Origin of the sequence: Actinomadura sp. NPDC048021, from assembly GCF_040653135.1 — a bacterium.
GTDB lineage: Bacteria > Actinomycetota > Actinomycetes > Streptosporangiales > Streptosporangiaceae > Spirillospora > Spirillospora verrucosospora.
In genome coordinates this window covers 381,335-394,172 of sequence record NZ_JBEZJQ010000003.1, presented here as the reverse complement: position 1 = coordinate 394,172, position 12,838 = coordinate 381,335, and the positions used below count along the sequence as shown (strand labels likewise).

The window sequence follows — 12,838 nt, the reverse complement described above, 5'->3', positions numbered from 1 at the left end:
TCACGTCGTCCGATCCCGATCCCATGCGAATCTCGGCTTGGGCGGGCCGTTCCAGCGTTCGGCCATGCGGTCGAGTTCCGCTCTCACCCCGGACCGGCGGAGCCGGCCGAATCCGGCGTACCGGAGCTCGCGGCAGAGGGCGTCGAATTCGTCCTCCGTCCACTCGGGAGCGTCCCGCCCTTCCAGACTGCGGAGGGTGAGGAAAACGGTCAGGAACGGCCGTGCCCGGTCGTCCCAGTCCGCCGGGTTCCGCACGCGCAGTTTCCAGTCGAGCTCCCACACGCGCACCGTGCCGTCGAGACCCGCGGCGAGGACGTGCCGGCCCGCGTCGGTGACGCGCACCAGGGCGACCCCGCTCCCGCCGTCGGACAGGACGTGGTGGGGTTCGCCGCCGCCCGGCCGGCGCAGATCCCACATGGTCACCGCTCCGTTCGCGGAGCCGGTCAGCCCCCAGCGCCCGTCGACCGTGGCGCAGGCGGCCGTGACCCCGGTCCCGTAGGCCTCGATCGAGAGGTCGCCGAGGGGATGCAGGAGAAGCACGGAGTCCCCGGAGGGGTAGGTACCGGGGGAGATGCTCAGGACGTGGCGGCCGTCCCGGGTCATGCTGACGCCCGCGGCGTCGTCCACCCAGCTCGTCGCGGTGGCCTCGGCGTCGCCGAAGAGATCCCGTACATCGTTCCAGCCACCGATGATCAGATGGCGGCCGTCGGGGGTGACGGTCAGCGCCGTGACGTCGCAGGCCGGGGGGACGCCGGGGCCGCCCTCCCGGCCGCCGTGCAGAATCGTCGTGCGGCCGGATTCGATGTTCCACAGCCGTATCTCTTCGCCGCCCCCTTCCGTGGCTCCCGCCGTGACGACATGGCGGCCGTCCGGGCTCGTGCACACGGCGATGAGCCGCCCGCGCCCGGACGCGCCGGTCCGCAGGGTGCGCACCAGCCTCCCGGCGGACAGGTCCCACACGTTCAGCTCGTCGCCCGTCGACGCGGTGACGCAGCGGCGCCCGTCCGGGGTGAGGCGGGCGCGCACGCCCGGGCTCTCCTCGACCAGCCGGTGCACGAGGCGCCTCGCGGCGACGTCCCACACCCGCACGGCACCGTCCGCGCCCGCCGACACGGCCCGCTCACCGTCGGGCGTGACGTCCAGGCACGTCACCGGCCCGGTATGAGCCGCCAGCGTCCCCAGATGCCATGACGCCCGGACCCCGACCCGGGTCGACACCAGCGCGAGTCTGTGCCACGCGTCGAGGGCGGGCGCGCTGCCGCCGAGATCGGGCGTGCTCCGGAGCCGTTCGAGCGTCGCCGCGGCCTTGGTGTACCGCCGCGCGCCGATCTGCCGTTCCGCCTCCGCCGCCTGCGCCCTGACGTGCGAGTCGAGCCCGCTCAGCTCGCCGTGGGAACGGGGGCGGCAGATCTGCAGCGGGGCCGGGCGCCGCCGCCCCAGATCCAGGACTCGCGGCCGACCGTGATCGGGCCCGATCACGACGCGGCGGCCGTCCGGCGCCACGCAGGCACTCCGCGGATCGGGCGGGGCGCTCATCGTCCGGACGCAGCGCCAGGTGTCCAGCTCCCAGAGCCGCAGCACGCCGTCGATCATCAGCAGATGGCGCCCGTCCGGAGTGACGCACATCTTCTTCAGCGCGGGGGACGAGGGATCGGCGAACGTGTGCGTGATCCGCCCGGTGGCCATGTCCAGCGTGACGACGACGCCCCGGGGGAAGGCCGCGACGGCGTGCCGGCCGTCGGGGGTGACGTGCACCAGCGACGCGTTGTGCAGGAGGCGGCCGTCCATCTCATCCGGGATCTCCGTCTTCCAGACCGTCTGCCCCGTGACCAGATCCCACAGGCACAGCAGGGGACCGCCGTACGCGGACAGGGCATGGCGCCCGTCGGGGCTGACGCAGACCGCGTTCATGACGCTGTGACCCTTCTCGTCCCGCGGCCCAGGGAACGTGCGCACTCGCCGGAGCGTGGCCACCTCCCAGAGATGCATGGAGTCGCGCCGACCCGCCGTCAGGGCGAAAGCTCCATCGGGGGTCAGGCAGATCGCGTCCGTTCCCGATCTCCTCCCCCGCCAGGGACCGGTGCGTTCGCCGGTGACCAGGTCCCACGCCTGCAGGCTGTCCTTCCCGACGAGCGTGTGCCGCCCGTCGCGGGTCACGCGGATCTGGGAGATCACCCAGTTGCCGGTCGGGATGGTCCGCACGCGGCGGCCCGTGTCCAGCTCCCAGACGAGCAGGCACCCGCTCGAACCCGCGCCCACGATGTACCGGCCGTCGGGTGTGGGGCACAGGGCGAAGACGGTCTCGGTTCCGATCGTGTCGAACTCGACGTCGTCCTCGACCTCCGCCTCGAACTCGGTGTCCTCCTCGTCCTCCTCGACCTCCGCCTCGATGTCGGCGCCGCGCTCCTCGCGGACCTCGGTGTCACCGCGCTCGCGCTCGACCAGGCGGAGGAGCCGTCCCACCCGTTCGGGATCGTCGCGGCGAACCGACTCCAGCTCAGCCGTCAGGTCAGCGTCGGTGATGCCGGCGGCGCGCCAGCGCAGCAGGCCGGAGTTGTAGATCACTTCCGGATGGCGCGGGTCGGCGGCGCGCGCCTCCCGGAAGGCCGCCGCCGCCTCTTCCGGCCGCCCGAGGTCGAGCAGCGACAGCGCCCGGTTGTTGAGCTCGTTGGCGCGCAGTCCGGCCGTCCTGGGCAGGGCCCGCGGGTAGGGCGTCCCGAACTCCGCCGCGTAGAGGGAGACCAGTTCCTCGGCGACCGGGGCCATGCCCCGCGGCCGGTGCTCCGGCTCCTCGCGCAGGCACCGGGCCAGCAGGCCGGCGAGCCCGGCGGGCATGGCGTCCATGGGCGCGCCGGGACTCCGGCCGTCCAGGTAGCAGGCGAGGCCCGTCGCCGCGGCCGGGCCCAGGCGCCAGCGGACCCGGCCGGTGAACATCTCGAGCACGCTGACGGCGAAGCTGTACACGTCCGCGCGCCGCCCGAGGGGACGCCGGGCCGCCTGCTCGGGCGAGGCGTAGGCGGGGCTCAGTCCCCCGGTCGTGACCAGAAGCGTGCCGTCGCCCGGTTCCGCCGCCGACGACCGCTCCGTCATCAGCTCGCCAGCACGCGCCAGCCCGAAATCGCTCACCTTGGCGTTCCCGGCCGAGTCGAGCAGGACGTTGGCCGGCTTGACGTCCTGGTGCACCACGCCGAGGCGGTGCGCGTGCGCCAGGCCCCAGGCGGTCTGGATCGCCACGTCCAGGATCCGCTCCAGCGCCGCCCGCGGGCCGCCCTCGTACAGGCGTCCCCCGCGGATCCAATGCCGCAGGCTTCCCCCGTCGACGAACTCGGCGAAGACCCGCGGAACCGCGCCCAGCGTCTGCACGTAGTGGCACGTGCAGATGTTGGGGTGGAGGCCCAGCGCCACCCACGTCTCGGCCTCCTGGACGAACAGCCGCACCAGGTCCTCGCTCGCCGGCATGCCGGGGCGCGGGCACTTGACGGCCAGGTCGATGTCCCAGCCGAGGTGGCGGACGCGGTAGACCAGCCCCATGCCGCCGTCGCCGTACAGCTCGCGGACCTCGTAGAGGTCCAGGATGCGGTCACCGACCGCCCACTCCTCCGGGACGCCGTCCGCCGCCGCGGACGTGGCGGGGTCCACGAGCGTCGGCGCGGGCGGCGGCGGCCGGTAGACGCTCGCGCCCCGCCACCATGTCCGTCTCGCCACGGCTTCCCTCACATCCGCCGCGAATCACCACGCCGGTACAAGGATGTTCCACGGCCGGCCGGGCGAACAGCCCTCAGACGGCTTGGGCGGGAGGCCTCGTGGTCGAGTTGGTCCAGCGCTTGTTGGTGTCGTTCACATCGCGCTCGACGGACGTGAGCTCCACCTTGAACGGGATGCCCGGGCGGCCGCCGACCTTGACCAGGAACCTCCCGCGTCCCGGGGGCTCGCTGTCCCGCTTGAGCTCGGGGTTCCAGGACGGCGGCGTCGACCAGTCGATGATCATGCGCTCCTCGATGGAGGACATCCGGACCACCTCGTTCACCATCGGCATCTCCGCCTGCGGCAGCCCGCCGCAGATCACCATGCCCGCGCGCTCGGCGAAGCCCTTGGCCTTGAGCCGGTCGGCGCGGTCGCTCAGCGACAGCAGGTCGGCCATGGTGTGCGTGATCATCACCTGCCCCGTGCCGCGCTGCCGGTTGAGGCGGGTGAGCGCGTCGACCCGGTCCACCAGGCCGCGCCCGGACCGCAGCACCCGCCACAGCTCGTCCAGGACGACGAAGAAGTGCCGCTGCGGTTCGAGCCCCTCGTCGGCCAGCGCGTGCGCGGCCTCGATCGAGCCGAACCCGTCCGACCAGCACGCCAGCAGGACGGCGGCCTGCAGCTCGGCGTCGGCGTCGTCGATCCCGCTGATGTCGATGCAGACGCCGCCCGGATTGTCGAGCTCGATCGCGGTGGTGGTCTGGTGCGCGAACGTCTCGCCCATCGGACCGTCCAGGACGCCGAGCAGCGAGGCGTGCAGCGGGTCGACGGCCGTGCGGTACCGCGCCTCGTCCCCGCGCGCGAGGGTCACCGCGCGCAGCCGCTCCGGCCCGTCGTCGATCACCTTGATGAGGTCGGGCAGGACGGGCACGCCGCTGTGGCGCTCGTCCAGCACCCGCAGGGCCGCGTTCAGAACGGTGCGCTCGGTGTCGGCGATCGGCGCGCCGCGCAGCAGCGTGACCAGCGCGCTGACCATGTTCAGCCGGCGGCCGTGCGCGTCGGCGATCAGCTTGGCCCGCGCGGGCCCGGGGAGCCTGGCCGCCGCGTGCGCCGTCGCCCCCGGGTCGAGCACGTTCAGCGAGCCGAGCCCGCGGCCGAGCTTGATGATCTGCCCGCCCATCGCGCGGACCAGGTCGACGTAGTCGGGCTTCAGGTCGCCGAGCACCATGGGGAACACCCCCTGCCCGACCAGCCCCACCACCATCCTGCGGATCAGCGTCGACTTGCCCAGCCCCGGCTTGCCCAGCACCAGGGCCGACGGGTTGTGGATCAGGTTCGCCCGCTGGAACCACGAGATCGGGTCGCAGCACAGCGCCGCGCCGGTGGTCAGCTCGCGGCCGAGCGGCACCCCCACCATCGGCGTTCCCGACCCGGCCCCGAACGGCCACAGCCCGCACACCTGGACCGTGGTCCCGCGCCATTCCGACGGCATCTCCACGTAGGAGGCCCGGCCGCCGCCGCGGCGGGAGAACCCCCGGAACCCGGGCTTGAGCTCGGGCCTGGGCTTCTTCTCCTTCTTCTTCTTGCTCTTCTTGCCCTTCTCGCCGTCCTGTTCGGCGAGGAGCTCTCCGACCACTCCGGGGACCGGTTCGGCGGGGCGCTTCACAGGGCCTCCCGCACCAGAGCCGGCACCTGAAGGTGGTCGGGGATGACGATGCCCAGCGGAAGGGCGGCCGCGAACGCCGACGCCTGCGACCCGTACATCTGCCGCAGCCGCAGCCGCGCGGGGCCCGTGAGGGTGTCGACGGCCGCCGCCGCGACCGGGAGCTCCTCGGCCGAGCGGACGGTGGCGGTGATGAGGACGGTGAACCGGATCACTCCCGCTCCCCTGGCCTCCTCGAGGGCCGACTGGTCGCTCTTGATCACGTCGATCTCGTTCCGGGCGGCGCTGGAGGCGCCGTCGAGGCGGAAGCGCGAGTCCCGGCGGTCCCGTTCCACGATCCGGGCCGCGGAGGCCGGATCGTGCGGGCGGTAGAGGAAGGTGACGCGCTTGCGGGCGATGTCGTGGTGCGGGGCCACCAGCCCCGTCATCACGTTGGACAGCACCTCGCCCCGCGGCGCCTCCGACATGCCCCAGGTGATGGAGCAGCCGCTGTCGTGGACGTAGTGGTCCCACGACTCCTGCGCCGCGACCGGCCCGGCGTCCTCCCAGCGGATCTCCTGGTCCTCGGCGGCCTCCAGGACCTTCTGCGCGTCCGGGTCGTAGGCGATCCGCACGGCGCGGGCGAGTTCCTTCGCGGTCAGCGCGCGGGCGGATCCGGCGCCGGTCATCGCCAGCCCGGAGATCAGTCCGGGAATGCGCATCCCGACCTCCCGCACCATCGCGTCCTGGTCGCGCCGCTTGCCCCCGAGTTGCGGCAGGGCCGCGTAGGTGACCGCGATGCGGGTGGAGACCCGCGCGCTCCCCACCGGGTAGTTCCAGACGATCTCGTCCAGGGCCTGCCGGGCCAGCTCGGGCGCGTTCGGGTCGGTGTTGGCGTAGATCTCCTCCCGGAGGCGGGTCCCGGTGTCGGGGGCCGTCTCGATGGTCACGCTCGCGGAGACCAGCCCCGGCTCGTAGCTCAGCGAGGCCAGCCACTGCCCCCAGTGGGAGACCCACGTGTCGATCTGGGTCTGGTCGACCAGCGCCGCACCTTCGGCGTTGCACTCGAACACCACGGTGTAGTGCTTCGTGGACGGGATCACGACCAGGGCGAACGGGCGCCCGTAGGAGTCGCGGCCCTCCACCAGCCGGGACTGGGCGAGCAGCCCCGGAAGGCGGCACGTGCCGTGCGGGACGACGCTCAGCGGTCCCGAACGGTAGAGGTGCCACCCCTGGGAGCGGCCCGACCACCAGGTCACCCGTGCCGTGAGCGACTGGAGGGCGGTCCGCCCATGCGCGTCCTGGATGACGAGCGGCAGCATGACCACCCCCAGCGCGACGGCGCCGAGCAGGGCCAGCATCAGCGACAACGTCGCGATCAGGGTGATGACGATCAGCCCGACCATGAGGATCAGCGTGCCCGCCAGTCCCAGCCGCCCGATTCCAGGGGACACCGGCTTCCGCCAGTTCCCGTACGTGGGTTCACGGTAGTCGGACGTCACGCCGCCTCCACCTCATTCCTTCGGCTACGAACTGCCACTGGGACCGCTTCCGCTTCCGCTGCTGCCGCTCGGGCCACCGCCCCCGGACGGAGGCGAGTACCCGGTACCTCCGCTGGAGGAGGAACCAGAATCGGGGGGCTGGTAGGGCGGCGGCTGGCTGCCATTCCCTCCGATGGAGGAAAAGTCGGGAGCGGGAACGTCATACGGCGGGACGCTGGAAGAAGGGTCGGCGCCCGACGGGCCCTGCGGTCCTCCGCCGCCGCCCGGGCCATTGCCCGAGCCACTGCCCGACCCGCTGCCCGACCCGCTGCCCGGCCCGCCGCTCGGGCCACCGCTCGGTGCCCCGGTCGGCCCGCCGGTCGGTCCACCCGTCGGTCCGCCACCCGGTCCGCCGGCCGGGCCACCGCCCGGGCCACCGCCCGGTCCGCCGCCTGGTCCGCCGCCCGGGCCGTTGGGCGGCCTGGGGGGCGTTCCGCCGCCGCCCGTGCCGCCGCCCGCGCCGCCGCCTCTGTTACCCCAGCCCCAGCCCCAGCCGCCGCCGGTGCGGGTGCGCGGCGCGGGAGCCGCCCCGCCACCACCGCCACCGCCGCCACCGCTCGCCAGCAGGCCCGTGAAGAGACCCGTCGCCGACCTGCGCATGGTCACCGCGGTACCGCCGTAGGTGAAGTGGCCGACCTGGCGGATGCCGAAGAAGCCCATGCCCTCCGTGGCCACGGGCATCACGGCGCGGATGGTCGTCGGCATCGCGAACACCGACCCGGCGGCGAGGGCCAGGCCGGCGAGGCGGTCGGCCTCGTACTTGGACGCCATCAGGGCCAGGGCACTCGCGTCGATCGTCGCGATGACCGGCTGGACCGCGACGAAGGCGACCAGCAGGCCGAGGCATCGCTTGTAGGCGGCGTCTCCGTACGAGGTGAACCGGGCCGCGGCGACCGTCGGGAGAATTCCCACCAGGACGACGAGAGCGCCGTTGCGGAAGAGCATCAGAACGAACTGGATCGCCGACGAGAGCGCTGCGGCGAGGGCGAAGAAGGCGAGGATGAACGAGGTGTCGTCCTGGTTTCCGCCGAGGAGATCGATCCCGTTCTTCCAGTTGTCGATCCAGGCGTCGTTCTTCGGGCCCATGCCCGCGACGATCCAGTGCGAGTACCTCTGCCCGGCGATGTTCAGCAGGTTGACCAGCGTGGCCAGCGTCAGGACGATGACGGCCAGTTCGAAGAACTGGGACATCGCCTGTCTGAACGGCGCGCCCTTGCGTTTGACCGCGATCCGGAAGGCCGCGACGAGGAAGCCGACGAACGCTCCCCCGGCGGTCATCCAGTTGCTGTACTCGCGGATCCCGTAGAGCACTCCGCCCTGTTCGCCGGTCATCTGCACGCTGTAGGCGTCGCTCATCCACCAGGTGAGGAACGTCTGGAAACTCGACAGCGCCCAGTCCAGCAGTTTACTGACGAGCCATGCCCACGCCTGATTGAGGAGATCGTCCATTACGAACCCCCTGAACGGCGTGGAGCGGAGATTGCGAAGTCGCTCGACCTAAACACGACGGGCCTTCTTCTCAGAAATCATCGACCAGAAGGGTGACGAACGCGAGGGCCAGCCCTGAGCCCGCCATAACGCACGCGAGCAGCACCCACCTCAGGTCGGCGGCGTGCGATCCGAACTCGCCCCTCTTGTGCTTGACCCCCATTTTTCCTCCGACCAGGATGAAGCCCAGGACGCATGCCGCCAGCGCCGTCCAGATCATCCAGCGGAGCAAGGGTTGGATCGGTTCGGTGACCTCGCCCACGCCCTTGGCGTGGCCGCGCGGCAGCGAAGCGTCGGGCCTGGCGTTGACGTCCGGCTTTCTGCCGATGGGAGGCTTCAGAACGTTCGGCTTCTTGTCAGAATGGTCCTTCTCGCACTGCTTGGGGAACATTCCACTGGTGTGCTGCCACTGGTTGCAGAACTCCTCCACACCCCCCACGCAGTCGATCTTCTCGTCGTCGGTCTTCAGATCCCAGCAGGAGTCGTTCTTCTTGTCTTCCTTCGGCCACTGGGTGCTGGTGCTGGTGTTGCAGTAGCCGTCCGGATCTGAATTGCTCCTGGCGATGCAGACCTTGAACTGGTAGTTCGTGCTGCGCTTGTAGTCGGGGATCTGGATCTCGTCGCAATGCCCCTTCGTGCCCTTGTGCACGAAGGCCACCTCGCGCCCGTCGAGGATGGCGTAGCCGCGCGCGACGTGGCCGTCTTCGTTGCTGTCGCACACTCTGATCCGGCCCGACTCCGGGTCGAACTGGAGCTTGCCGCCGGGGTCGGTGTCGATCGTCTCGATGTCCTCCGTCTTGTCCCAGTCGACGGGCGCTCCCAGCGCCGCGAAGCCGACGGTCGCCACCCGGCCCGGTCCCTGGACGGCCGGGAGGGCCTCGACCGCGAGCCGCGCCGGGCCCGCGGCGAGCGGACCGGCCGGTTCAGAGCGTTCCAACGAGGCCGCCCCGCGCTGCCCGTCCAGGGCGATCTCCGGTGCGGGAGCGGGGAGAAGGCTGATCGTGAGCAGGGCGGCGCCCAGCGCCAGCAGCGCGGCGGACAGGACCGACACGCGCCGGCGCGCGGGCGTCCGGCCCCTGCGGCCCCTGCCGCGTGCGCGGAGGTGCCGGGGCGCCGGCCTCAAGCCGCGAGGTTTCTGACGATCAATCCGGCGCTCACGATGAGCAGGCAGCCGAAGCCCACGATGAACATGCTTCCGAGGTGACTGCCCCCCTCGCCCTTCTTGTGCTGGATCCCCATCCGGGCGCCGATGATGACGAAACCCGCCACGCAGGCGAGCAGGCCGCCCCACGCCGCCCAGCCGAGCAGCTTCTCGATCTTGTTCGCGAACGGCGGCGCCTCGCCCTGCCCCGGGTTCGGGATGTCCCTGGCAAGGGCAGCCGCATGGTCGAGCAGGTGGGCCGTCCACGTGATCGTCGCGTCGAGCATGCGCGTCCTCCGAGATGATGCGATGAGGGTCTGTCCGGCCGGAGTCGGCGGACGGCGACTTGGCCGGGGCTCACCGGCGCGCGTCGCGACGCATCCGCCGTCCGCGCGATCGATGGGCCCCATTCTGGAAGGGGTCGCCGCCTGTCAGCGCTGGACCGGCGGGCTCCTTCCGAGCACGGTTCTGTACTTGTACTGGACGGTCCGGGGGCCGCACTGATCGGCAAGCGCCGCAGGGCGGCGACTCTGTTGCGATCAGGAGGGGACCGGACCGCCCACGTCGCGGACCAGACGCGCGTAGGCGGGGGGAAGCCGCACCTTGTCCGGAGGGTCGCCGAGGCGGAAGGCCTCGACCCACGGCAGGTCCCAGAGACGCGGGACTCCGCCGGCGATCAGACGCATGAGGTCCGCCAGCGGCTTCGGACGCTTTCCTGGAGCGTCGGCCACCACGGCCAGACCGATCAGCTGGACGCTCGGGAGGGTTCCCGCCGCCCACTGCGCCACGGCCGCCTGGGCGGCGCACAGCCCTGCGGCGTGGCTCCGGGCGACGAGCAGCACCTGGGACTGCCCCGGGGGCGCGGGCGTCGGCCAGTAGCGTCCCGCGCTCACACTGTTGGGGATGAGCGCGGCGAGTGTGGAGGCGCCGGCTCCCCCATGGCAGGAGGAGAGCCAGATCCCTGGAGCTCGTCCGTTGTACGTGACCAGTCCGAGCGTGCTTCTCGGCACCGGTCCTTGTTCTGCTGGTATGACCGCCTGGGCAGCATACCCCTCGTGCTGAGGTCGGGTCTGCCGAACAGGATATGCCGAGCCCGGCACGCTCGGCAGCCCCTCGGGGCCGGTCCCCCCGCGCTGCGGGCCGCCGCTCTCCGTTGCCCGCACCACGGGTGCCCACCTCCGGGAAAGTCACGAGCGGCTCTGCTCTGGCCTGCTGGCTCCGCACCAGCGGAGATCAATCTACTGGGACCGACCGTCCGCGAGCCGCCGCTCCCGTCAACCCGTCGGCCTGCGGTCTCCCGGCGCCCGTTCCCGCGCGCGACCGCAGGACCCACCTTGCATCACCGCGCGTTGACCGCACTGTCTTGGTCGGCGGGTCCGTGCAGGCGAGGCACGCCCGAAGAGGACGCCGACGGTGGCGGCTCGGCCCTCCGCCCCCGGCGGGAGGGTCGGCGACGTCACCGCCGATCTGGGAGGGCCACATCATCAACTGTTCCGGGAATGATCCCCGATGGTGACCTTCAGCCTGGGCAAGCTGATCTTCAGGACGGGCTGCTTCGGGTCGATGGCCATCGCAGCGCTCCTGGTCGCGGCGATGTTCGTGGCGGTCCAGAACATCCTCGCGCCCGGCGCCACCTTCGCCTGCGGACCGGCGAATCCCGACGGCCCCGACCTGCTGAGCCCGGCGCCCAAGCCGAGCCGGACGGGCGGCCCGACCGTGGCGCCGGTGGTCTACCGCCGCGCTCAGGCCGGAGGGTCCCTCGACGCCGGAGCCGTGCGGAACGTCGCCGCGGCGGCCAAGGCCCCCACGGACAGCATTCCCGCCAACTACGTCCAGCTGTACAAGGCCGCGGGCCCGAAGTACGGCATTCCCTGGTACCTGCTCGCCGGAATCGGAAAGGTGGAGACCGACCACGGGCGGTCCAAACTTCCGGGCGTTTCATCGGGGGAGAACTACGCCGGCGCGGGCGGTCCGATGCAGTTCCTGCAGAGCACCTTCAACGCTTATGCGGTCGACGGGAACAACGACGGTAAAAAGAGCCGCTACGACCCGGCGGACGCAATTTTCAGTGCCGCGAACTATCTGCACGCCAGCGGCGCGCCCGGTGACACCAGAAAGGCGATCTTCGCCTACAACCATTCCACGGACTATGTGAACCTGGTGCTGTCGTGGGCCGAACGCTACGCGGGCGGCAAGTTCTCCCTCGGCGGTCAGAACAATGCCGGAGCATCATGCGCCTCGTTCGGCGACGGCGGCAACTGGAAGCCGGGATCGGTCTGCCCCGCGGGCGGGGGCATGGTCGAAGGCAACATCACCAAGCGGACGGCCTGCGTCCGCGACCAGATCAAGACCCTGTTCGGCGTCCCGCGCGGGATCGGCTGCTACCGCGCCAACGGCGGCATCCCCGGTGGGGGCGAACACCCCCTCGGCCGCGCCTGCGACTTCATGATCAGCTCAGGGGCGCCGAACGCCCGCGAGGTCCAGCTCGGCTACGACATCGCCAACTGGGCCAAGGCCAACGCCGGGCGCCTCGGCATCATGTACATCATCTACCGCCAGCACATCTGGAATCCCGACAGGGCCGGCGAGGGCTGGCGGCAGATGGAGGACCGCGGCGGCCTGACGGCCAACCACTACGACCATGTCCACATCTCCGTGCTGGGCGACGTACGTGCTGCCTGACCACGGGGCCGCCCGGCCGCGCCGCGGCACGCATCCGCCCGCCGCCCTTCGGAAGGAGCCCATGGCCGCCCCCGGACGCCCGCCGCGCATCGTGTTCCTCGCCGCGCTCACCTGCGCCCTCGCCTCCTGCGGGACGCCCCGGGCCACACCGGCCCCCAGCACCGCCCCCACCAGCGCGATCTCCTCTCCGCCGCCTGCGACCGCGTCCCCGAAAGTGCCCGGCGGCCTGCCCGACCTCACCCGGCTCGACCACTACGACGCCACGGCGGTGTCCAAGGCGGCGCTCACCCTGATGTGGCTCGTCGACTCCACCACCGATCACAGCCAGCGCGACGCCTACCAGCGAGCGATGCCCCTTCTGGACGACTTCTACAAGGTGTCCGTCTCCGACCAGCCCGGCGGCGTCGTTCCCGGGCAGTGGAGCGAGCACCATGCCTACGCCAAGGTCCGCCTCACCCGGCGAACCCCCGAAGGCGACGTCCCCGCCGACACGCCCACGCTGGCTCACCGGGGATGGGGGATCACCGTCACGCCCACCGGCCGGGACGGCTGGAAGGGCTCCCCCGTCCACGCCACCGCGTTCGTCACCCTCCGGCGCAAGGATCCGAGCGCCCCGTGGCGCGTGTCGGCGGTCGGAACCGCTTGAACCGGACATCACGA

At 71.8% G+C, this 12,838-nt stretch carries 9 protein-coding genes; 2 read left to right on the top strand and 7 right to left on the bottom strand.

Annotated elements, in window-relative coordinates; all coding sequences use genetic code 11:
- From AB0C87_RS07695 to AB0C87_RS07665, 7 genes are all read right to left on the bottom strand, one after another.
- The gene (locus tag AB0C87_RS07695) at positions 1-3,705 is read right to left on the bottom strand and encodes a WD40 repeat domain-containing serine/threonine-protein kinase (protein ID WP_360576843.1); all 3,705 of its coding nucleotides are present in this window, start codon (positions 3,703-3,705) and stop codon (positions 1-3) included.
- A 73-nt stretch (positions 3,706-3,778) separates the two neighbouring features.
- Positions 3,779-5,350 carry an ATP/GTP-binding protein gene (locus AB0C87_RS07690; protein WP_360576842.1) on the bottom strand — a complete coding sequence of 524 codons (1,572 nt, stop codon included), beginning with the start codon at positions 5,348-5,350 and terminating at the stop codon, positions 3,779-3,781.
- The gene (locus tag AB0C87_RS07685; RefSeq protein ID WP_345179644.1) at positions 5,347-6,828 is read right to left on the bottom strand and encodes an SCO6880 family protein; all 1,482 of its coding nucleotides are present in this window, start codon (positions 6,826-6,828) and stop codon (positions 5,347-5,349) included. Before AB0C87_RS07685 ends, AB0C87_RS07690 begins: the two co-directional genes overlap by 4 nt.
- A gap of 24 nt (positions 6,829-6,852) precedes the next feature.
- Complete coding sequence (locus tag AB0C87_RS07680; protein WP_345179641.1) at positions 6,853-8,316, bottom strand: hypothetical protein; 1,464 nt, start codon at positions 8,314-8,316, stop codon at positions 6,853-6,855.
- 70 nt (positions 8,317-8,386) lie between these two features.
- On the bottom strand, positions 8,387-9,478 hold the full coding sequence (locus AB0C87_RS07675; RefSeq protein ID WP_360576841.1) for a hypothetical protein: 1,092 nt from the start codon (positions 9,476-9,478) through the stop codon (positions 8,387-8,389).
- Positions 9,475-9,783 carry a hypothetical protein gene (locus tag AB0C87_RS07670; protein ID WP_345179637.1) on the bottom strand — a complete coding sequence of 103 codons (309 nt, stop codon included), beginning with the start codon at positions 9,781-9,783 and terminating at the stop codon, positions 9,475-9,477. Before AB0C87_RS07670 ends, AB0C87_RS07675 begins: the two co-directional genes overlap by 4 nt.
- Positions 9,784-10,035: 252 nt before the next feature.
- Positions 10,036-10,506: a DUF6668 family protein gene (locus AB0C87_RS07665; protein WP_345179635.1), complete on the bottom strand. Its 471-nt coding sequence runs from the start codon at positions 10,504-10,506 to the stop codon at positions 10,036-10,038.
- A gap of 499 nt (positions 10,507-11,005) precedes the next feature.
- Here AB0C87_RS07665 and AB0C87_RS07660 point away from each other — a divergent pair, with 499 nt between their 5' ends.
- Positions 11,006-12,178: a lytic transglycosylase domain-containing protein gene (locus tag AB0C87_RS07660; RefSeq protein WP_345179633.1), complete on the top strand. Its 1,173-nt coding sequence runs from the start codon at positions 11,006-11,008 to the stop codon at positions 12,176-12,178.
- 61 nt (positions 12,179-12,239) lie between these two features.
- A complete protein-coding gene (locus AB0C87_RS07655) occupies positions 12,240-12,824 on the top strand; it encodes a hypothetical protein (RefSeq protein WP_345179631.1) in 585 nt (194 codons plus the stop codon).
- Positions 12,825-12,838 lie beyond the last annotated feature (14 nt).